The sequence below is a fragment of the Streptomyces azureus genome (assembly GCF_001270025.1).
In the GTDB taxonomy this organism is placed as follows: domain Bacteria; phylum Actinomycetota; class Actinomycetes; order Streptomycetales; family Streptomycetaceae; genus Streptomyces; species Streptomyces azureus.
Genome location: NZ_DF968234.1, coordinates 38660 through 60660, shown reverse-complemented (window position 1 = coordinate 60660; position 22001 = coordinate 38660). Strand labels below are relative to the sequence as shown.

Genomic DNA, 22001 nt, shown 5'->3' with positions numbered 1-22001 from the left:
AGCGTTCCCAGCCCGGGTCGCCGTCCGAGGCGAAGCGCACCCACGCGGCGTGTATCTCGTCGGCCAGCTCCTGCGGGGCGCCTTCTCCGGCCAGTTTGCGGGACTCCGGGGCCTGACCGGTGTCGAAGACGAAGCCGAGCTCCAGCGCGTGGCAGGAGCCGAGGTCGGGGAGATTCGAGGGCCAGGCGAACTCGTAGACGTACGACGGTTCCGTTCGGGCGTCGGCCAGCTGGTGCAGGGGGATGCGGAGGAGGTGGTCGGTGACCAGCTGGCCGACGATTTCCGCCGTGCCCGCCTCGGGGTGCAGCGCGCGGTAGCCGCGCGGGACCTCGCTGCCGCGGTGGCAGCGGGCCATGGCGCCCGCGAAGGCGACGGCTCCGAGGCGGTCGACGCGGTCCAGGAGCCCGCCCGGGACCAGCCACAGCCGGTACTCGTCGCGGGTCCAGCCCATCATCAGCTCGACGCCCGGGGCGGCGCCGCCCTCGGTGAGGGCCTCCAGGGGGTCGCGCGGGACGGTGTCGCTGTCGATGACGATGCCGAAGGCGGGGCCGCCGACCACCGGGCTGCTGAGCTTGCCCACCTCGGCCTGGGTGTGCAGCAGCAGATCGCGGTCGACGGCGGCGAAGGCCTCGGCGGTGGCGGGAATCTTCAGCCGTGAGGCCATACGGCGCACCATCCGCCGTACCTTGGCCCGCTCGGACGCCTCGGGCGGCCCGCTCTGGAGGACCGCCCGCCGGACCAGCCCCTGGGTCTGCGGGGCGGCGATGAGGGCGCCGATGCTGATCGCCCCGGCGGACTGGCCGAAGAGGGTGATGCGGCCGGGGTCGCCGCCGAAGGCCTCGATGGCCTCGTGCACCCAGGTCAGGGCGGCGATCTGGTCGCGCAGACCGGGATTCGGGGGCATGTCCGGGAACAGTCCGTAGCCTTCGACACCCAGCCGGTAGTTGATCGAGACACAGACCACGCCGTCGCGGGCGAAGGCATGGCCGTCATAGACGGGCACGGCGGACGAACCCCTGGTCAGGGCGCCGCCGTGCAGCCAGACGAGGACGGGGAGCCGGGCTCCGGGGTCGGGTTGCGGGGTCCAGATGTTGAGGTTGAGGCAGTCGTCGCCCGGCACGACCGGGTCGGACAGGTAGTGCGCGAAGGCCTCGGAGTACGGGGGTTTCGGCGGGGTGGGGCCGAAGGCGCCGGCGTCGCGGACGCCGTCCCAGGGCGGGAGGGGTACGGGTGGGCGGAAGCGGCGGGGGCCGAAGGGGGGTGCCGCGTAGGGAATGCCGCGGAACACCGCGACTCCCTGCTCGCACCTGCCGCGTACGGCCCCGTACGGGCTCCTGACCACGGGGTCCGTCTGGCCTGCCGTCATACGCCCACCAGCCCTTCGCCGCGCTCGTGCACCGGTGCTACCGGAGCACCCCATGGTCCACCGGTATTCCGGTGCACGAGCCGGTTTGACCGCTATTTGGCGTACATCAGCGTGCCGAACCCGAGCTGGTCGAAGCCGCCGCTGGTGGTGCCGTAGTCGCCTCCTCCGCCCTCGGCGGGGGCGGAGAAGCACATCTGGGCGATGTACTTGTCGTCGAGGAGCAGGCGGCGGCCGTAGTGGTAGTGGAGCATCGCCCACACCGGGCGGGGCTGGCCGCGGGAGATGGAGCTGATCGCAGTGTGCGACTGCTGGGAGCAGTTCTGGCCGCTGCCCCAGGTGTAGGTGGTGAAGGGCACGTTCATGTTCAGGTTGTACTTGGCGACGTACTGGGCGGCCTTCATGAAGCGGCGGCCGTCGTACGAGTAGAGGTCCTCTCCCTGGTTCCAGGCCATCTCGCAGATCGCGCCCATCTGGCCCATGCCCATGATGGTGTGGCCCTGGTCGCGGCCGGACTCCTGCCACTGGCCGAGGGCGTAGCCCTCCACGTTGGGGTACAGGAACGGCACCGCCCGCTGGATCTGGCCGTTGCCGCCGCCGTTCTTGAAGTAGTTGACGGCCTGGTCGTACTTGGCGCCGTCGTCGCACAGGATCCCGATGGCCATGATCGAGGCCATGTTGCACAGGTCCCAGTTGGCCCAGTAGTTGGTGATGCAGGCGTCGTTGTGGTTGGTCAGGAAGCTGTTGTTCATCGGGTAGAACACGTTCAGCATCATCTGCTTGAACTTGTTCAGGTCGAACCCGGCGTAGCCGCGCATGAGTTCGGCGGCGTTGGCGAGCTGCCAGCCGTAGATGCCCGCGGCGAGGAACCGGTCGGCGGTGCCCTGGATGGATGTGAGCGTGTTCGCCCAGGCGTTGAGGATGCGCACGGCGCAGTCGCCGTTCGCGGCGGTGCCGGCGACCTGCCAGCGCAGGGCGTTCTGGTAGGCGGCGGCGATGTCGTTGTAGAGGAGCGAGTAGTTCTCGGGGGTGCCCGATCCCCGGTAGACGACGGACTGCGGCCTGGCGGTCCAGGTGGACTGGGAGTGGGGGTTCTCCCTCAGTTTGTTCCAGCCGGACAGCCAGGGGTCGTCGCCCGCGGCGACCCGGACCTTGGCCCGGTTGATGTCGCCCCAGTTGTGCAGCATGCCGGGGTGGGTGAAGGTCGCCGGGGCCGCGTCCGCCGTGGTGGCGGTGGCGCCGAGGGCGAGGGCCGCGGTGAGGCCGCCGGCGGTCTTGAGCAGACCGCGGCGGCTCACTGCGCCGCTCTCGTGGTGCGTGTGGGGGGAAGTGCGGCTCATGTGGGGTTCTCCGATCCGTGGAGGATTACATGGGGGTGATGCTCACCTCGTCGAACTCGGTGGTGCTGTGGGTCAGGGGGCTGCGGGAGCAGACCACGAGGCCCACGTAGTAGGGGGCGTCACCGAAGCCGGGGATGTCTCCCTCGGCGAGGGGGGTCCAGGTGGCGCCGTCGTCGGACGAGACGGATGCGGTGAAGTGCGTCCCGGTGCGCTTCAGCCGCAGCAGGCAGGGGGCGGTGACCGCCGCGTTGCCCGTGAAGGTGGACCGGCCGGCGACGGTCGTGCGCAGCATCAGCTGGGCGCTCGTGCCGCCGGTGACGATCGTCCCGGCCGCCTGGTCGAACGGCGACAGGGACTTGGCCATGAGCAGGCCGACCCGGTCACCGGTGGCTCCGGCGCGGGAGACGAGACGGGCGGTGACCTCGCAGTCACCGATGACGGGCCGTCGTACGAACTGGCCCGTCATGCCCTGGTTGTTGACGGTGAGGTCGGTCCCGGCGCCCCGCACCACGAAGGTCCCGTCCTCGTGGGAGGTGCTGCCGGGGGTGCGGACGACGACCACGCCGAGGGTGCCGTAGGCGCGGTCGTCGAGGACGACGTCGCCCAGGTCGCCGTAGGTCCAGGGAGCGGGCGGCGGGGTGCCGACCGTGAGGGTCAGGGTGCCGGTGGCGTCTCCGGCGGCGTTGCCCGCCGTGGTGGTGACCTCGAACTCGCCCGACTGCGTGGGTGTTCCGGAGATGAGGCCGGTGCGCCGGTCGACGCGCAGGCCGTCGGGCAGCCCGTCCGCGGTGAACCGTATCGGTTCGTGCGAGGCGCGCAGGAGGTGCTTGAAGGGCACGCCCTTGTTGGCGAACGCCGTGGTGACGGAGGTGAGTTGCGGCTTGGCGGGTGTCGGCATCGTCGACGTGGCGGACTCCGACAGGGGGCCGCGTCCGGCGCAGTTGGTCTTGGCGACGGCGTAGTGGTACGTCGTGCCGGGTGTGCCGGTGGCGTCGGCGTAGCGGACGCGGGTGCCGAAGCCGACCGCGCCGATGCCGGTGGCGATCGTCTCGTAGGGGCCGTCGGCCGCGGCGGCGCGCAGCACCTTGTAGCGGGCGGAGAGGTCCGGATCGGTCCAGGCCAGCTCGACCGCGTCGGCACCCGCGGTGGCCCGCAGGTCGCCTGCGGCGATGGCCGGGCGGGGCACGGACCAGACCTCGCCGGCGGTCCGGGAGACGACGCTGACGTTGTCGAAGGCTCCGGTGCCGGTCTCGGCGTAGTCCTCATCGACGCCGAGGCATGAGGTAAGGGTGAGACCGAAGTAGGCGGTGACGCCCAACTCGACGCCATTGGAGCCGACTTCGGTCCAGCGGATGCCGTCCGGGGAGATGGCGCCGGTGCAGCGGTCGCCCCGGCGGGTCACGCGGACCCAGTACGGCATGCGCATCCGGTAGCCGTCGCCCGCGCCCTCGACGTACGGGGCCTGAAGCGGGGTCGCCGACTCGGGCAGCGTGCCGAAGGAGGAGATCGGGAAGCCGGCGCTCGTGGTGATCGCCTGCTGCTGGGACGGCGGCACGGGTGTGCTGCCGGTGCCCTTGATCCCGGCCCCCGCCTTGGGACGTACGGACCACACGCCGCTCCAGGTGTGCAGCGGCAGGCCCTGGATCAGCATGGCGGCGTGCCCCGCGTCCGCGTCCAGGCCGGCCCGTACGGTGACGCCGATCTTGGAGTACTGGGAGCTGAGCGGATACACGATCCGTGCGGTGATCGTGCCGTCGCCGCGCAGCGGCAGGTACGCCAGGCGGTGGGTGTCGGCGGTGCCGGACGCCTCCAGCACGAACCGCTCGCCGTCGAAGACGGCCGAGCCGGGGATCCTGACGTCCCCGACGTCCCGGGTCGCCCAGGGGTCGGGCAGCCCGGGGACCGCCGCCGCCCAGGCCGAACGCACGCTGGCGCCCTGGGAGTTGGTGGCCGTGACCGTGTAGTACGAAGGCCTGCCGCGGCGGGCGTCACGGTCGGTGTACGCCGGCTTGTCGAGCCCGGTCGCGATCGTCTCGTACGGTCCGTCGGCGCCGGTGGCCCGCAGGACCGTGTACGACTCGGCCCACGCCGACGGCACCCAGGTCACGGTGACGGACTTGTCGCCGCCCACCGCCGTGACACCGGCCGGAGCCGTGGGCCTGGCCGGGGACGGGGCCTTCGTCCCCGCGAAGGTGAGGGTGCCCCAGCTCGGCAGGTCGTCGTTGCTGCCCTCGACGACCCGGGCACCGCCCGTGCCGCGGAAGACGGCCGCCTTGGTGTAGGGGGTGTCGAGGCCCCGGACGCCCGCGTAGTGCGCGTAGGCCATCTCGTAGATCGGCGGCAGGTTTCCGCGCCCGACGGCGGAGACGGACTTCTTGACGTACTTGCCGGTGCGGTCCAGGTCGGGGACGAAGGGCACGTCGCCGCCGAGGTTGTAACGGGCGGCGTACTCGACGTTCTTCAGCAGCCGGTTGTCGTCGAAGGCGTACAGGTCGACGCCCTGGTTCCAGGCGACCTGCGCGGCGTCGGCGAGCAGGCCGACGGCGAGCTGCTCGTGGCCCTGGTCGCGGCCGGACTCCTGGCCCTGCCCCGCGTCGGTGACGATGCGGTGCGGGACGCTGCCGTTGCCCGCGCCGGCGGCGGCGAAGCGCAGCGCGTCCTCGAAGAGGGTGGGCTCCTCGCAGAACACGCCGATGGCCAGGATCGACTGGACGGACGTCAGGTCCCAGTTGCCGTTGGCGTAGAGCATGTAGCCGGAGATCGCCGGATACCAGACGCGCAGGAAGGACTCCTCGCAGCGCGCGATGTCCTCCTCGGCCCAGCCGTCGTAGCCGCTGTGCCGCAGCAGTTCGGCGGCGTTGACGAACTTGAAGACCTGGAGGCCCGCGCCGAGCGGCCCGTCGGCGCCGGTGACGGCCGTCAGGGACGCCGACCAGGCGTTGAGGATGTCGCGGGACTTGTCGGCGTAGGCACGCTCGCCGGTGACGCACCACATCAGCGCGGTCTGGTAGGCGGCGGCCGAGTCGGCGACGGCCTGGTTCTGGAAGTTGGTGGGGCCGCGGCCCCAGGAGGTGATCTGACCGGTGTTCTGGATGGTGTAGGTGGCCTTCGAGCGCGCGTGCGCCGCGAGTGCGAGGTAGCCGTCGTAGACCGGGGATTCCTTGGCGGCGACGGCGGCCTTCATACGGGCCAGGTCGTCGGCGCTGTGCAGCAGCCCGGGGTGCGTGAAGGCGCGGATCCCGGTGGTGCCGTCCTGGGCGGCGGCCCGGGCGGTGCCGGACGCGAGCAGGCCGCTCGCGCCCGACACCAGCAGCAGGGCGGCCGCGCCGCCGAGGAAGCCCCGGCGGCTCGGTGCGGGGGTGCTCATGGGAGTGCTTCTCACGGGGACGGTGCTCATGACGCGGCGGCCGCCTCGGCCTCGGCGGTGGTGAGGAACTTGAGGTTCGTCACGTGCTCGTTGACGAACATGGGCACGCCGTCCGAGGCCAGATACCACTTCGGCTTGCCCGTGCTGTCGGCGATCACCCTGCCGTTGACACGGAGGTTCTCGAACGTGACGTCCTTGATCGCGTGCTCCGCGTCGAGGCCGGCGATGATCGAGAGGTCGGCGTTCTTGCCGTTGTAGCTGAGGTCCTTGATGTAGACGGACTCGATGGCGCGGCCTGCCGACGTGTTGTACTTCGGGTTGTACTCGACCCGCATGTGGATGAGCTGGCCCCAGCGGAAGTCCTCCACGCGGATGTTGTCGAACTTGACGTCCCGGACGATGTTGCTGTCGCCGACCATGAAGGCGATGGCCCCCTGGTAGGTCACCTGCGGCTCGCGGTGGTCGAGGATGTCGATGTTCTCGTAGCGCAGGTTCTCCAGCACCTCGGGGGTGTCGGAATTGCCGTGCACGCCGATGTTGATCGGGTGGGCGACGTCGGCCCAGAGGGAGCAGTTCTTGACGGTGATGTTGCGGGTGTCGCCGTAGAAGTCCCAGCGGTGGGTGTAAAGGGCGACGCAGTCGTCGGAGGTGCGCAGGAAGCAGCCGTCGATCGTGACGTTCTCGGAGCAGTAGAGCTGGATGCCGTCACCCCAGCCCTGGTGACTGAAGGCACGCAGATTCTTGATGGTGAGGTTGTTGGACTCGGCGACTCTGATGTTCTCGTACCGGGGGTTGAGGATCGTGACGCCGTCGATCGTGACGTTCTCGCACTTGCGGACGAAGACCGCGCCGCCGGTCGTGTCGTAGACCACGCCGCGGCCGATCAGCCGGGAGTTCTCCACGCCCTCGAAGATCACGTTGGAGGTGAGGACGGCGCCCGGGGCCAGGTAGACGGTGGTGCCGGTGGGCACCTTCAGGGTTCGGTCGGGGTGGGTGTGCAGACCGGGCCCGAAGTACATGACCTTCTTGTCGCCCTCGGTGGGCACGTCCTGCTCGATCGGGTTCGCGAACAGGTGAAGGCAGTCGAAGATCTTGTCGTCGATCTGGACGACGAGGTTGCGGGGCCGGTCCAGGGTGAAGCGCGCGGTGCTGCCGAGCACCTCGGGCTTGATGCCGTACGAGTCCGGGCGGATGCGGACCTTCTCGCCGCCGCCCGGGTTGTACGTGACCTCGACCTCGACCGTGCCGGAGAAGTCGAAGGCCGCCCAGGAGGAGCTCTGGGCTCTGTTGCTGCCGGTGTTCGCGTCGATCAGTGCGAGCTTGGCGAGGTAGACGCCGAGCTTCTGCCAGGTGCCGCCGAGCGGCCGGACCTTGACGGTGAAGGAGTTGTTGACAGGCACCTTCGGAAGCGTCGGGTGGATGACCACGCTGTCGCCGGCGGTGCCGGTCTCCTCCGCCGCGGCGGCCTGTGCGGTTCCCGCGATGCTGCCGGCCAAGCCGGCGGCAGCGATGACACCGGCGGCCTGGAGGGTGGTCCGGCGTGACATGGGCGTGTTCATGCGCAACTCCTTGCAAAAGGTTCGGTAAGAGGGGTTACTTCAGTCCGGTCGTGGACATCCCGGCGACGAAGCCGCGCTGGGCGATCAGGAAGATCAGCAGGATCGGGACGACGTACATCACGGATGCCGCGGCCTGGAGGTTGGCGACGGGTGTTCCGGCCGACGTGACGTAGGTGGTCATGACGGCGACGGCCAGCGTCGACTTGTCGGTCGACAGCAGCAGCTGCGGGGCGATGTAGTCGCCCCAGGACCAGGTGAAGGCGATCACGAAGCTCGCGGACAGCACCGGCCAGGACTGCGGCAGGAAGATCCGCCAGAAGATCATGCCGTAGCCGCAGCCGTCGACGATCGCGGCCTCCTCCAGCTCACGGGGCAGCCCGGCGAAGAACTGCCGGAAGAGGAAGACCAGATAGGGAGCGGCGGCCAGTCCCCAGAACACCCACGGCCAGTACGTGTCGACCATGCCGAGCTTGGCGAAGATCAGGTACGTCGGCAGCAGCGTGATCATCTGGGGCAGCATCATCGAGCCGATGAGAATGCCGAACAGCGTCTTCTTGCCGGGGGCTTCCAGCCGGGCGAAACCGAAGCCGACCCAGGCCGAGCTGAGCGTGACGAGCACGGCGTAGATCAGGGCGATGATCAGGGAGTTGCGGGCGTAGCCGAGGAAGTCGATCAGGTTGAAGGCGTCGGCGAAGTTCTGCCACTGGAAGGTGGCGGGCAGCCAGTGCACGGGCGAGGCGGCCAGTTCCGCCGAGGTCTTCAGGCCGTTGAGGATCAGCCATCCGAAGGGGCCGATGAACAGCCCGGTGAGGGAGACGAGCACCGTGTAGAGGACGAGGCGGTTGACGCGCACCCGCACCCTGGGCGCAGAGTTCGGGGGCAGGCTGGTGGCGGTCACTTCTTCGCCTCCGGGTCGACGTTGTAGAACACCACGCCGGACGTGAACTTGAAGATGAGTCCGGTCACGATGAGGATCAGAACGAAGAGCACCCACAGCAGTGCGGAGGCGTAGCCGTACCGGCCGAGCGCGAAGTACTGCGAGAAGACGTGCATCATGTACAGGTAGTTGGACTGCGGCAGGGCGGTGACGCCGGCCGTGGTGCCGTCCGGTGACAGCAGCAGCGGCATGATGGTCTGCACGGAGGCGATCACGCCGGTCACGGTCTGGAAGAGCAGCACCGGCGACAGCAGCGGCACGGTGATGCTGCGGAAGGTCCGCCAGGCACTCGCCCCGTCGATCCGGGCGGCCTCGTGGAGTTCCCGGGGCACGTCCTGGAGCCCCGCCAGCGAGATGATCATGACGTTTCCGGCCGCCCACAGCACACTCATCAGCAGCACGTAGCGGGCGTAGGGGTCGGCGAGCCAGCCGAGCGCGTCGAAGCCGAACAGGGTGATGACGCCGTTGGCGGCACCGGAGTTCTGGTCGAAGAGCGCCTTGAAGGTGAGGCCCACACCGACCGGGGGCACCACGGCCGGTAGATAGAGCAGGGTGCGGAACAGCCCGCGCCCCTTGACCGGCCGGTTGACCAGGACGGCGAGCCCGAGACCGGCGATGATCGACAGCGGCACCGACGTGATCGCGAACAGGCCGGTGCGGCCCAGGGAGTCCCAGGTCTGCGGGTCGGAGAACAGCTCGCTGTAGTTGCCGAGGCCGACGTAGCGCCAGTGCGGCGAGATGCCGTCGTACGTGGTGAAACTCAGCCACAGCGCGTACGCCATCGGCACGATCGTCAGCAGTACGAAGCCGGTGATCCAGGGCGAGGTGAACATGTAGAACGCCCGGTGCCTGCGCGCGGTCATGGAGACCCGGGGCCGCTCGGTCACCCTCGGTCCGTCGGCGCCGGCGGGCGGGCGGGGCCGCTCCGCGACGGAGGTGATCTGATCGACCGTCATCCCACTTGCTCCTTACCGCGCTTCAGCTGCTCGTTCATGACCGAGTTCAGGCGGCCCGCCAGGGCGTCGACGGACATCCGGCCGTTCATCGCGGCCGGGGCCTCCTGGTTGAACAGGGCGTAGAGCGAGTCCGCCGTGGCGTAGGGGGTGTAGGCGATCACCGAGAAGTGCTTCAGCTCGGCGTTCTGCACCTTCAGCACGCGCTTCTGGTAGTCCTCCTGGGCCGGCATCAGCGGGCGCAGGGACTTCAGCGTGGGGATGCCCCAGCCGCTGGAAGCGCGGGCCTTGGCCGGTCCCTCGCCGAAGAACCACTCGAAGACCCGCCAGGCGGCGTCCTTGTTCTTCGCCTTCTTCGGCATCCACAGTCCGGTACCGGCCTGGCAGGGGCTGATCCGCTGACCGCCTTCGAACATGGGAGCCGGGGCGAGGCGGGCGAGTGGGGCCAGCTTCTTGTCGGCGTTGATCAGGCCGCCGAGCCAGTAGCCGGAGTTGGACATGGCCATGCGGTTCGCCTGGAACGTGGGCCCGTCCCAGGTGTTGGGATCCGGCTGGATGATGCTGGGGCCCACCCTGGCCCGGCCGTACTCGATGTACCAGTTCAGCGCCTTGCGAGCCTCGGGGGTGGTGAAGTCGACCCGGGAGAAGTCGTCGCTGAACAGGCTCCCGCCCGCCGCCGCCGTGAGGCTCGCCAGCAGGTTGGGCGTGGACACGCCGTTGTAGCTGCCGCCGAAGACGGTCGTCTGGCCGCTCTTGCGCCGGGTGAGCCGCTCGGCGTTCTCCAGCCACTCCTCGAAGGTGACCGGCTCGGTCTCGGGCGGGTGGTCGACGCCCGCCTTGTCGAAAAGGGCGGTGTTGTACCAGTACATGGAGTCCTGGGAGAAGTCCTTGGCCATGCCGTAGCGGGGGCCCTTGCCCTGGGTGCGGCCGTCGAAGCGCCACAGGTCGTTGACCGGGTCCAGGTCGTCGACCCTGAGGATGCTGCTCCCGGCGAAGTAGGGGTCCAGGTCCTCCATCACGTCGCGCGCCGCGAAGTAGGGCGCGTCGGTGGCGCCGACACCGCGGACCAGGTCGGGCGGGGCGCCGTTGGTCATCATGCCGATGAGCTTGGTGATGTCGTAGCGCACCGTGACGATCTTGACGCCGATGTCCTTCTGGGCCTGTCTGACCAGCTCCGGGGAGATGTCATCGGGCTTGACCATCAGCGTGACCGTCTCGCCGCCGCCGCTGACGCCGCCGGAGACCCGCATCGCGCAGCCGTTCAGCGCCGCCGTGCCGGTCGCGGCGCCGGCCGCGGAGAGGGCGAGGAATCGGCGGCGGCTCAGGGGAGCACCAGCATGTGGGTGCATGGACGCACCACCTCCTGCTCTTGCTGTTCGATATGCCGGCCGCGAGTCGGAACGCTGATCGGGGACAACTGCTTCGGCAACCGGTTGTTGTGCGTGGGGCAGAGCTTCTTCTGGTCGGGATGGCGCGTCAAGAGCCTTGACGAACTTTCGAAAAGTCTCTGTAACCTCGACGTCATCACCTACGAGGCCCGTAAGTCCTGATGTCGGAGGTCGCGATCAGGCACCGAAGGGTGACCGGACCGCCGCGACCTGGGATGTCAGGGACCACAACGCGGCGGCAACATTCGGGAACCGGTTGTCATACGGACTTCTCAGCGCGAGCTGGCGGTCGCTCACGAGTGCTGCCGTGACTCTCTCGCGATCCCGGCCCCGCCCGCTGAAACGTTGGTAACCGATTTCCATGCCCGGCCGGACCGAGGGACCGCGAAGCCGCCCCGGCCCGCACCACTCCACACCCCCACACTCCTCGCCGCCACCACTCCACTCCCGCACCTGTACGCCACGAGGTGGGCGTACCGGGACCGTTACGCCGAACCGGCACGCCCGGCACTCATCCCGGTCAGCCGATTGACCGCCCCTTCCCGCCGGATCTACGGTAGAAGACGCTTTCTGAAAATGTTTCCATCCTCAGCTCCAGGAGAGTCATGCCCAGCCCCCAGCTGCCGCGGGCCGTGTTCGCGATGGACCCGGTGCACCTCCCGCTGCTCTTCCCTCAGCCGCTCATCGCGCGGCTGAGGCGCACGGCCGACATCGACCCCGGGCTCGTCGTGCGGGACTTCACCGATCCCGCCACGGCCGACGCCCTCGCGTCCGCCGAGGTCCTGATCACCGGCTGGGGCTGCCCGCACCTGGACGCCGACGCCCTCACGGCGACCCCCAAGCTGAGCGCCGTCCTGCACGCGGCCGGCTCCGTGCGCTCCCTGGTCGGCGACGCCCTGTGGGAACGCGGTGTCACCGTCTCCAGTGCCGTGACCGGCAACGCGCTCCCGGTCGCCGAGTACACGCTCGCGATGATCCTGCTGGCGGGCAAGGACACCTTCGACCACCGCGAGCGCTTCCGTCGCAGTCACGCCTATCCGACCCCCGCCGAGACCGCGGCCACGGGCAACCTCGGCCGCCGGATCGGCGTCATCGGCGCCTCACGCGTGGGACGCCGGCTGCTGGAGCTGCTGCGGCCGTTCGACCTCACCGTCCTGCTGCACGACCCGTACGTCAGCCCCGCCGAGGCCGCCGCCCTGGGCGCCGAGCTGCTGTCGCTCGAGGACCTGCTGCGGCACAGCGACATCGTCAGCCTGCACGCGCCCGACATCCCCGAGACCCACCACATGCTCGACCGCACCAGGCTCGCCCTCGTCCGGGACGGCGGCGTGCTGATCAACACCGCGCGCGGCGCGCTGGTCGACCACGAGGCACTCACCGACGAGCTGGTCTCCGGCCGGCTCAGCGCGGTGCTCGACGTCACCGACCCCGAGCCGCTGCCCGCCGGTTCCCCGCTGTACCAGCTGCCCAACGTGTTTCTCACCCCGCACATCGCGGGCTCGCTCGGCAACGAGCTGGAGCGCCTGGGCCACATCGTCGTGGAGGAGCTGGAGCGTCTGGCCGGCGGGCTGCCCCCGGTCCACGAGGTGCGGCACGCGGATCTCACCCGGGTCGCGTGACGTCCCGGCGGGCGAGCCGCGAGGACGGCCGTCCACAAGCCCTCCAGCCTGGAGTAACGATGGGATACGGTTTCCGCACCGGTGCGGGGCGGGGCCTCGGCCGCCGGTGCGACCGGGCCACGACGGACGGGGGCCTACATCGACCGACAGCCCCGCTCAGGCAGCCCCGCGACGGACGGACCCGGCAGCAGGAAACCAGGCCACTACGGTGAAGGAGCCGCAACGGTGAGTCAGCGCAAGGCGCCCGCGGAAGCCGGGCGGGCGACCATCCGCGACGTCGCGGAGCGCGCGGGCGTGTCCGTGGCGAGCGTCTCCCGGGTGCTGTCCGGCAACTATCCGGTGTCCGAGGAGCTGCGCCGCCGGGTGATGAAGGTCGTCCGGGACCTGGACTACGTCACCAACGCCCACGCCCGTTCGCTGGCCGGGGGTGGCACACCGACGGTGGCGATCCTCATCAACAACATCACCGGCGCCGCGTTCGCCCACGTCGCCAAGGGCGTCGAGGGCGCCGCCACACTGCGCGGCTGGCTCTCCCTGGTCGGCACCACCGGCGACGACCCCGAGCGGGAGCTCGCGCTGGTCAACCTCATGCGCCAGCAGGGCGTCGCCGCGGTGATACTGCTCGGCGGCGCCTACGACTACGCCGAGTACCAGCTGCGCATGGCCCGCTTCGCCCGCTCCCTGGACGCGGCCGGCTCCCATCTCGTCCTGGTGGGCAGGCCCCCGCTGGAGGGCGACGTCCCGGCAACCACGGTCGACTACGACAACGAGGGCGGCGCCTACGCGATGGCCAGCCACCTGCTGTCGGTCGGCCACCGCAAGGTGCTGGTACTGCCGGGCCACGCCGAGCTCACCACCGCGCAGGGCCGGCTGCGGGGCGCCCGGCGCGCCTTCGAGGCGTACGGGGTGCACTTCGAACCGGGCCTGGTGCGGCACGGTCCGTACGACTACGAGCACGGTTACGAGGCCGTGGAGGACAGCCTGCGCGAGGGCCTGGACTTCACCGCGGTGCTCGCCGGGACGGACGTGGTCGCCGCGGGCGCCATGCAGGCCCTGCGCGCGAAGGGCCTGCGGGTGCCCGAGGACGTCTCGATCGTCGGTTACGACGACATCCCGCTGGCCTCGCAGCTCACCCCCCAGCTGACCACCGTGCACGTGCCGTACGAGGAGATGGGCCGCGTCGCGCTGCGCGCGGTCGCCGACCGGCGTGAGGGCGGCGGAGGCCGCCGCAAGGGCGGCGACGGGGAGCACCTGGTGCTGGGCACCCATGTCGTCGTACGCCGCTCCGTGCAGCCGCCCGCCCCGCGCGAGTAACGCACGGCTGTAGTTACGTAAACGGTTTCTCGTGGATTACCACCACCCCGCGGAGTCCTCGAGGTCGCCTGACGAACCCAGGTCAGGCTTGCCTTCCGACGCGCTGACCTGCGCGGATCCGGTCCTCGTCGCCCGCAAGGCAGCGCGTGCCCACAGATGACTCCACGGACAATCCGCCGTAACAAATTCACCCGCGCCTCTTGATATGGCGCGAACACCTCGCCTACCGTCCCAGCAACCGGTTACTACAGCTTCCGCTTGGCCGACCCCCCGCAACAGCGAGCCGACGCTTTCCCGGCCGCCGTTCCTGGCCGGCACAACCGAGCCGCCACCGTCCTCTCGTTCTGAGACGCCCTATTTCGAAGGATCACGGTCAGATGAACATCACCAGCCCCCGGAGAAGGTTCGCCTCCGCCGCAGTCGCGGGTATCGCGCTGACAGGTCTCCTCTCCGCCTGCGGCGGATCCGGCTCGGGTGACGACGCCGCGTCGAAGTCCGGCCCGGTCACCCTCCCCTTCTGGGGCTGGGCCAACGGCCAGGAGGCGGTCGTCAAGGCGTTCAACGCCTCGCACAAGGACATCCAGCTGAAGTACACCAAGGTCACCGACCAGCTGACCATGCAGAAGCAGCTGACCAACGCGGTGAAGGCCAAAAACGCCCCCTGCCTGGTGCAGAACACCGCCGAGTACGTGACCAGCTGGGTCTCGCAGGGCGCGCTCGCCGACATCACGAGTTACGTCGAGGGCGAGAAGGACAAGTTCAACACCGGCGCCTGGGCGAGCGCGCAGGTGCAGGGCAAGCTCTACGGCGTGCCCACCAGCTCGGCGCCCCAGTTCACGATCTACCGCACGGACATCTTCAAGAAGTACGGCCTGAAGCCCCCGGCCACCTGGGACGACTTCATCGCCGCGGGCAAGGAGCTGAAGAAGCACGGCATCAAGATCACCAACTACGCCGGTGAGGACCCGAGCACCCTGGAGGTGCTCGCCATGCAGGGCGGTGCGCACTGGTACTCGATCGACGGCGACGCCTGGAAGGTGGACTTCCAGGACGAGGGCACCCTCAAGGCCGCGAAGGTGATCCAGGAGATCATCGACAACGACCTGAACGCCAAGCTGTCCTTCGCCGACTACGCGGCCGTGCAGCGCAGTTACGACACCGGCGCCACCGCCACCCGGCAGATCTCCACCTGGCAGATGGCCGGCATGGTGCAGAACTTCACCAAGTCCTTCGGCGACTGGGCCCTGGCCCCGTGGCCGACGTACAAGGGGGAGGCGCCCAAGACGCCGGCCGGTACCAACCTGACCGGCAGCGTGACCCTGGTGACCGAGCAGTGCGAGAACCAGGAGCAGGCCGCGCAGGCCGCGCTGTGGATGTCCACGAACCAGGACGCGGTCAAGACGATGGCGAGCCCGGAGACGGGCAACGGCGTGATGCCGGCGCTGGCCGACAGCAAGACCTACGTCGGTGAGTCGATCTCGCAGAAGCTGCTCGGCGAGAACTACGAGCCGGCGCAGAAGGTCGTGACGGACAGCCTGGGAACCGTCACCACCGACTGGACCTTCGGACCCAACTGGACCGCGATGTTCACCGAGCTCCAGGCGGGCTGGGCCAAGGTCGTCAACAAGGAGCAGAAGGTCACCGACCTGCTCGCGCACATGCAGCAGTGGACGGTCAAGGACCTGAAGTCCCGCGGTATCAGCGTCAAGGGCTGAGGCATTCGATGATTCGCTCCCTGCGCTGGAAGGGTGCCGCGTTCACGGTGCCCTTCCAGCTCGGCTTCGTCTTCCTGTACCTGCTCCCGATCGGCTACGCCGTCTACGAGTCGCTGTTCACGGAGAAGCAGTCCGGGCTCGGTCTCGGCGGCGCCACGACGGAGTTCGTCGGGCTCGACAACTACACGCAGGGCCTGACCGACTCGGCGTTCATGAACTCCATCCTGCGCGTGGTGCTCTTCGCCTGTGTGCAGATCCCGTTCATGCTGCTGATCAGCCTGCTGCTGGCGCTGTTCCTGGACGCGCTCACCTCCAGGGTGGCGAGCCGGTTCCGGATCCTGCTGCTGGTGCCGTACATGATCCCGGGCGTGGTGGCGGCGATCGTGTGGGTCAACCTCTACAGCCCGGACGTCGGCCCGCTCACCCCGATCGGCAAGGCCCTCGGGTTCGACTGGAACTTCTTCGCGCCGTCGATGGTGTGGCCGTCCATCGGCAACCTGCTGACCTGGCACGGCATCGGCTACAACATGGTGATCATCTACTCGGCACTCCAGGGCGTGCCCCGCGAGCTGTTCGAGGCGGCCCGGCTCGACGGCGCCTCCGAGCTGCGGATCGCGCGCAGCATCAAGATCCCGTACGTGCGCGGGGCGCTGGTTCTGACGGGCCTGCTGTCGATCATCCAGATGCTCCAGATCTTCAACGAACCGGCGCTGTTCCGGAACATCACCCCGCAGACGGTCAGCGACAGCTTCACCCCGATCATGATCATCTACAACCAGGCGTTCAACGCGGGCAATTACAACTACGCGGCCGCCCTGTCCGTGCTGCTCGCCCTGATCCTGGGCGTCGCCTCCTTCCTCTTCTACCGGCTCACCTCGAAGGAGGCCGACTGATGGTGCTGACCGAGCACACCACCGAGCGGCCCCCCGTCCGCAGCGTCCGGCGCCTGACCCGCCCGGACGCGGCCTCCCGCGGGCGGGGCGGTCAACGCTTCCTGCTGGTCGGGCTGATCCTGGCCAGTGTCTACAGCCTGTTCCCGGTGTGGTGGCTGATCGTCGCCGCGACCAAGGACCGCACGGCGCTGTACCAGAGCAACGGCCTGTGGTTCTCCGGCTGGCACCTGTGGGACAACCTGCAACAGGTGTTCACCTACCAGGACGGCATCTTCCTGCGGTGGACGGCCAACTCGTTCCTGTACGCGGGCGTCGGCTCGCTCGGCGGCACGCTGATCGCGCTCGCGACCGGTTACGGCCTTGCCCGGTTCGACTTCCCCGGCCGCAACGCGATCTTCGCGTGTGTCGTGGGCTCGTTCCTGATCCCGATCGCGCTGCTCACGCTGCCGCTGTATCTGCTGTTCTCGGCGCTCGGCATGGTGGACACCCCGTGGGCGATGCTGATCCCCTGCCTGATCAACCCGTTCAGCGTGTATCTGGCCAAGGTGTACACCGAGGCCACGGTCCCCTACGAGCTGCTGGAGGCGGCCCGGATCGACGGTGCCGGCGAGCTGCGGATCTTCTTCAGCATCGTGCTGCGGATGATGACGACGGGCGGCGCGACGGTGTTCCTGCTGGCGTTCGTCAACACCTGGAACGCCTTCTTCCTCCCGCTGACCGTGCTGCGCGGCAAGGAGAACTGGACGCTCAACCTGGGCCTGTACAACTGGACCGGCACACGCCTGGAGTCCGGCATCGACCTGACGGGCCTGGTGCTGACCGGCGCGCTGCTGTCCATCGTGCCGATGGCGATCATGATGGTCGCGATGCGCCGCTACTGGCGGTCGGGCGTGACGCTCGGCGCCCTCAAGTGATCGGCGCCCTCAAGTGATCCCCCTCGCCTCTCCCTGACTCCCGGGGGCCGCAGGTGACCCTGACTCCCCGCGGCCCCCGGGTGCCCACCCCTCCCGGAGCCCTCACGTGACCGTCCTGCACAACCCCGTCCTGCGCGGCTTCGCCCCCGACCCCTCCCTGATCAGGGTCGGCGACTGGTACTACGTGGCGACCAGCTCCTTCGAGTGGTTCCCGACGATCCCGGTCCACCGCTCCCGCGACCTGGCCCATTGGGAGTACGCCGGGCACGTCCGGGGCGCGGCCCCCGGCGGCTCGCTGGCCGGGGTGCCCGACTCCGGGGGCATCTGGGCGCCGTCGCTGAGCTGGGACGGGGAACGGTTCTGGGTGACGTACACCGTCGTGCGCTCGGTCGGCACGCCGTACTTCGACCTGGACACGTACGTCTCGACCGCCACCGACGTCAGCGGCGAATGGAGCGCGCCGCGCCGGGTCGCGAGCCACGGCTTCGACCCGGCCCTGTTCCACGAGGACGGCAGGCTGTGGCTGCTGAACCTCCAGAACGACCACCGGCCGGACGGCCGGAGGTTCGCCGGGATCGTCGTCACGGAGCTGGACCGGGAGACCCTGGCGTCCGTCGGGCCGACGCGTCTGCTGCTCCAGCACGACCGGCTCATCGAGGGACCGAAGCTGGTGCGCCACGCCGACTGGTACTACCTGGTGCTCGCGGAGGGCGGCACGGGCTGGGAGCACGGGGTGCGGGTGGCCCGCGGCCGGGAGCTGACCGGGCCGTACGAACTCGACGAACGGCCCTTGCTGACCACCCGGGACGACCCGGACGTGCCGTTGCAGAAGGCCGGGCACGGCGAGCTGGTCGAGACGCCGGACGGGCAGTGGCTTCTCAGCCATCTGACGGCCCGTCCGCTGCGCACGCCGCAGGGCCGCCGCTGCCCACTCGGCCGGGAGACCGCGATCCAGGCGGTGATTTGGGACGCGGAGGGCTGGCCCCGGCTGCGGCAGGGCGGCTGGCACCCGGCGGTGGACGTCGACGTGCCGACGCGGCCGCACCCGCTGCCTCCCGCCGCTCCGCCCGAGGGCTTGTCCTGGCCGTGGAGCTCCCTGCGCGAGCCGCCGGACGCGTCCTGGGCCGACACGACGGCCCGGCCCGGCTGGATCCGGCTGCGCGGCCGGCACGGGCCGGAGTCCCGCTGGGCGAGCAGCCTGCTGGCCCAGCGCATCACGGAGCACCGCGCGGAGGCCGAGGTCACGGTCGAAGCGCGGCCGGTCACCTTCACCCAGGCCGCCGGGCTGGTGCTCTGGTACAACCCCGAGGCGTATCTCAGTCTGGACCTGACCTGGGCGGAGCCCGAGGGCGAGCCGCAGCGCGGACAGCAGTGGCGGGGCACGCCCGGCGCGGGTGGCCGTACGGTGCTCAGCCTCGTGGAGCGCGACGAGGAGGGCACGCGGCAGGTCGCCGTCGTAGAGGTGCCGGAGGAGGCGGCCGTGACGCTGGGGGTGACGATCGACGGAGCCGAGGCACGCTTCTGGCACGTACGGGACGGGGCGCGCGCGGTGATCGGACCGGCCCTGGACTTCAGCCGGCTGTCCGACGACCACGGTTCCCGGCTGCGCTTCACCGGTGCGATGGCGGGCATCCACGCCCGGGACCTCGTCGACGCGGCGTTCACGGCGGACTTCACGGGGTTCCGGCTGACCTGTTCGGGCTGACCTTTCCGGCCGCCCTGCACACCCGACTAAGTCGTTGTTCGGGGTTTCGAAAGTTTTGACCGGCGAGAACCCGTGAATTCACTTGTCTTCCCGCCGTCCTGCGCCGCACCTAGAGTAGGAAGCGCTTTCTGTCGGCTCGGACTCCCGACCGTGGTGAGCAGCGCTGGTCGAAACTTTCCACGGCCCTCGGGCGGGCCGGAGAGGTGGGTTCCCGATGGTCCGTACGGCGAGTGCGAGCGTGGCGGCAGGTCCGACGCTGGCGGTCGTGGCGCGCGAGGCGGGGGTGTCGGTGCCTACCGCGTCGAAGGTGGTCAACGGCCGGGAGGACGTGGCGCCCGAGACCCGCCGCCGCGTCACCGAGGCGCTCGACCGGCTCGGCTATGTCCGCAGACCCCGGTTCGACGCGACGAAGGCGCCCCGGCTGGTCGACCTGGTCGTGCACTCGCTGGAGAGTTCCTGGTCGGGCGCGGTGCTGCACGGGGTGGAGGAGGCGGCGCACGACGCGGGCCTGGAGGTCGTGGTGTCGGCGGCCCTGACCCGCACCCGGGCCGGGCGCCCGGAGCGCGGCTGGCTGGACAAGCTGGTCGCCCGGGGCTCCTCCGGGGTGCTGTTCAACCTGGCCGAGCTGAGTGATTCCCAGTACGCCTGGCTGGAGCAGCACCGCATCCCGTTCGTGATGATCGACCCGGTCCAGGAACCGCCGGAGGGCGTGGCGTCGGTGGGCGCGGCGAACTGGCAGGGCGGTCTGACGGCCACGGAGCATCTGCTGTCCCTGGGACACGAGCGCATTGCCGTCATCGCCGGTCACCGGCGCACGATGTGCAGCAGCGCCCGGGTCGCCGGTCACCGCTCGGCGCTCGCGTCGGCCGGGGTCCGGCACCGCGCCGAGTACGTCCGGCACGCAGGCTTCGACGAGGGCCAGGCCCGCCGCCGCATGCTGGAACTGCTCGACCTGCCCGAGCCGCCGACGGCCGTCTTCGTCTGCTCGGACCGGATGGCGCTGGGGGTGTACGAGGCCCTCGCCGAGCGCGGGTTGAGGGTCCCGGACGACGTCAGTGTGGTGGGCTTCGACGACCTGCCCGAGGCGCGCTGGGCCTCCCCCGCGCTGACCACGGTCCGCCAGCCGCTGTCGGAGATGGCCGCGACGGCGCTGCGCTCGCTGCTGCGCCTGATGGACGGCCACCACCCGGAGAGCACGCGGACGGAGTTGTCGACGCGGTTGGTGGAGCGGGCGAGCACGGGGGCGCCGCGCGCGTAGCGCAGGTGATCCGCGGTCGCTGCTGCGGTGCGGGTGCGGGTGCGGGTGCGGGTGGTGACCGTACCCGCGGGTTGTCAGCGAGCGCCAGGTGTTCGTCACGCGGGTGCACTGAAGGTGTTCAAGGGGGGAATGCGCGTACGGCCGTGGGGAGTTGGGAGGAGTGCCAGGGCCGCCGCCGGTGTGCGGCGGCCGTACTCCGCGAAAGGACTGCCCGGTCATGACGCATGACTCGCGCACGATCACCAACCCGGCCACCCTCCACGACCCCACGCCGTTCGGCTACAGCCACGCCGTCTCGGCACCCGGCGAAACCGTCTTCATCGGCGGCCAGTACGCCTCCGACGCGACGGGCGCGCCGGTGCCCGGCGACTTCGCCGCGCAGGTGGACCTGGCCTTCGACCGGCTGCTGTCGGCGCTGGAGGGGGTCGGGCTCGGCTATGAACACGTCGTAAGACTCGGCACGTTCATCGTGGACCACGACCTCGGCAAGCTGGAGATCCTGGGCAAGGCGCTGCACGCGCGCTTCGGCCGGCGGCTCCCGGCGCAGACGCTGAGCGGGGTCGCCTCGCTGGCGCTGCCGGGGATGCTGTTCGAGGTGGACGCGGTGGCGGTACGTCCCGGGGCGCCGGACACCGACTGAATCCGGCTGAACGTCGCCCGCCGCCTCGCGATACCCCCCGAAGAACCGCGCGGCGACCGACCGTCGCGTCGGTACGCCCCGGCGCACCGTACTCCGAGCGACGGTCGCCCGGCCGGCAGCCGCACACCCCTGACGCGCGCCGCGCGCCCGCTGCGGCAGGGAACTGGCCGGAGCCGACCGGTGTCGAACGATGCGGCGGCATCGTGGCAGCGGTATGTCAGCGGGGCCAAGCAGCCCCCGAGGGGGGCGGTGCAGGCGCTGTGCCGGGTGGCGGGGGCGGACCGGGCGCGGCTGCCGGCGCTGTGGGATCGACCGCGCCGACGAGTTCCGCTTCGACGACCGCCTGTTCCGGATCTGCCGCGCCGAACGCATGCTGCGCATGGGCCCCGGCGGACCGGAGTGCCCGCGCCCGTCGGACATCGACGAGTACGGGCCCTTGAAGATGCATCCGACGATGGACGAGGACGGCACGATCCACTACAGGACACCCTCCAGCTTGTCCCCCGTCGACTGCCGTTCGCGCCACGGCCCGCTCTCAGCCGGGGAGGTACTCGACGTCGAGGCTGTCGGAATGTCCGGCCCAGGAGAGGGAGAACTTCCAGCATCCCGGCTTCGGCATGTCGATGAGGGAAGGGCCGGGCCCTCCGGTGACCGAGCGAGTCACCACCTCGTTCGTGCCGGCGAGGCTTGCCTTGATGGTCAAGCGGTCGTCAGGCCCCATGCCGGCGGTCCCCTCGGTCTCCTTCGCCACCCAAAGGATCTTGTTTTCCCGGCCTTCGGCTGCCGGTGCGTGGTACGGGTATCCGAAGAGCACCGCCGCGATGTCGCCCTGGTCGCCGACGATGTGGCGCTGTGACACGTCTCGCGGGAATCCCTTTCGCGCCCACGAGGGAAGGGAGCCCTGCTTCACAGCGGGGCGGCAACTCCCTGCCGCGTTCGACCCGGCGACGGTGCGGGTGGACTTCGTCGCCTTCGCTTCACCGGGGTTGTTCCCGGCCCCGTTGCAGCCGCTTGCTGCGAGCACCGCGGCAGTCAC

16 protein-coding genes and 1 pseudogene are annotated in these 22001 nt (G+C 70.0%); 9 read left to right on the top strand and 8 right to left on the bottom strand.

The features are described 5' to 3' along the window. The 7 genes from AOQ53_RS10570 to AOQ53_RS10540 form a co-directional block, all read right to left on the bottom strand. A partial coding sequence (locus tag AOQ53_RS10570) for a carboxylesterase/lipase family protein (RefSeq protein WP_078945245.1) occupies nucleotides 1-1366 on the bottom strand: 1366 nt, incomplete at its 3' end. A 92-nt stretch (nucleotides 1367-1458) separates the two neighbouring features. Then, nucleotides 1459-2703 carry an alginate lyase family protein gene (locus tag AOQ53_RS10565; RefSeq protein ID WP_059416748.1) on the bottom strand — a complete coding sequence of 415 codons (1245 nt, stop codon included), beginning with the start codon at nucleotides 2701-2703 and terminating at the stop codon, nucleotides 1459-1461. Nucleotides 2704-2728: 25 nt separating this feature from the next. Further along, nucleotides 2729-6070 carry an alginate lyase family protein gene (locus tag AOQ53_RS10560; protein ID WP_059416747.1) on the bottom strand — a complete coding sequence of 1114 codons (3342 nt, stop codon included), beginning with the start codon at nucleotides 6068-6070 and terminating at the stop codon, nucleotides 2729-2731. Nucleotides 6071-6096: 26 nt separating this feature from the next. Beyond that, on the bottom strand, nucleotides 6097-7629 hold the full coding sequence (locus tag AOQ53_RS10555) for a glycosyl hydrolase family 28 protein (RefSeq protein ID WP_059416746.1): 1533 nt from the start codon (nucleotides 7627-7629) through the stop codon (nucleotides 6097-6099). Nucleotides 7630-7663: 34 nt separating this feature from the next. After that, a complete protein-coding gene (locus AOQ53_RS10550) occupies nucleotides 7664-8527 on the bottom strand; it encodes a carbohydrate ABC transporter permease (protein ID WP_059416745.1) in 864 nt (287 codons plus the stop codon). Next, nucleotides 8524-9522 (bottom strand): carbohydrate ABC transporter permease, encoded by a 999-nt coding sequence (locus tag AOQ53_RS10545; protein ID WP_059416744.1) that lies wholly within the window; start codon nucleotides 9520-9522, stop codon nucleotides 8524-8526. Before AOQ53_RS10545 ends, AOQ53_RS10550 begins: the two co-directional genes overlap by 4 nt. Further along, a complete protein-coding gene (locus tag AOQ53_RS10540; protein ID WP_059416743.1) occupies nucleotides 9519-10868 on the bottom strand; it encodes an extracellular solute-binding protein in 1350 nt (449 codons plus the stop codon). The genes AOQ53_RS10545 and AOQ53_RS10540 overlap by 4 nt, the downstream gene beginning before the upstream one ends. 644 nt (nucleotides 10869-11512) lie before the next feature. On the opposite strand from AOQ53_RS10540, the gene AOQ53_RS10535 reads away from it, so the two are divergent. From AOQ53_RS10535 to AOQ53_RS45985, 9 genes and pseudogenes are all read left to right on the top strand, one after another. Continuing rightward, entirely contained in the window at nucleotides 11513-12526 is a 1014-nt protein-coding gene (locus AOQ53_RS10535; protein WP_174523261.1) for a hydroxyacid dehydrogenase, read from the top strand. A gap of 225 nt (nucleotides 12527-12751) precedes the next feature. Next, nucleotides 12752-13840 carry a LacI family DNA-binding transcriptional regulator gene (locus AOQ53_RS10530; RefSeq protein ID WP_059416742.1) on the top strand — a complete coding sequence of 363 codons (1089 nt, stop codon included), beginning with the start codon at nucleotides 12752-12754 and terminating at the stop codon, nucleotides 13838-13840. 377 nt (nucleotides 13841-14217) lie between these two features. Beyond that, nucleotides 14218-15555, top strand: coding sequence for an ABC transporter substrate-binding protein (locus tag AOQ53_RS10525; RefSeq protein WP_059416741.1), 1338 nt, complete (start codon nucleotides 14218-14220; stop codon nucleotides 15553-15555). Nucleotides 15556-15563: 8 nt separating this feature from the next. Beyond that, complete coding sequence (locus AOQ53_RS10520; RefSeq protein WP_059416740.1) at nucleotides 15564-16448, top strand: carbohydrate ABC transporter permease; 885 nt, start codon at nucleotides 15564-15566, stop codon at nucleotides 16446-16448. Next, entirely contained in the window at nucleotides 16448-17362 is a 915-nt protein-coding gene (locus AOQ53_RS10515; RefSeq protein WP_059416739.1) for a carbohydrate ABC transporter permease, read from the top strand. Before AOQ53_RS10520 ends, AOQ53_RS10515 begins: the two co-directional genes overlap by 1 nt. 106 nt (nucleotides 17363-17468) lie before the next feature. Further along, nucleotides 17469-19067, top strand: coding sequence for a glycoside hydrolase family 43 protein (locus AOQ53_RS10510; RefSeq protein ID WP_059416738.1), 1599 nt, complete (start codon nucleotides 17469-17471; stop codon nucleotides 19065-19067). A 214-nt stretch (nucleotides 19068-19281) separates the two neighbouring features. Then, nucleotides 19282-20325 (top strand): LacI family DNA-binding transcriptional regulator, encoded by a 1044-nt coding sequence (locus AOQ53_RS10505; protein ID WP_059416737.1) that lies wholly within the window; start codon nucleotides 19282-19284, stop codon nucleotides 20323-20325. Between the two features lie 217 nt (nucleotides 20326-20542). Then, complete coding sequence (locus AOQ53_RS10500) at nucleotides 20543-20965, top strand: RidA family protein (RefSeq protein WP_059416736.1); 423 nt, start codon at nucleotides 20543-20545, stop codon at nucleotides 20963-20965. Between the two features lie 313 nt (nucleotides 20966-21278). Continuing rightward, nucleotides 21279-21443, top strand: a pseudogene (locus AOQ53_RS45985) (DUF5954 family protein); the annotation flags it as partial. 57 nt (nucleotides 21444-21500) lie between these two features. On the opposite strand, the gene AOQ53_RS10495 reads toward AOQ53_RS45985, so the two are convergent. Next, nucleotides 21501-21824, bottom strand: a complete 324-nt coding sequence (locus AOQ53_RS10495; RefSeq protein WP_059416735.1) for a hypothetical protein — start codon at nucleotides 21822-21824, stop codon at nucleotides 21501-21503. Between the last annotated feature and the right edge of the window lie 177 nt (nucleotides 21825-22001).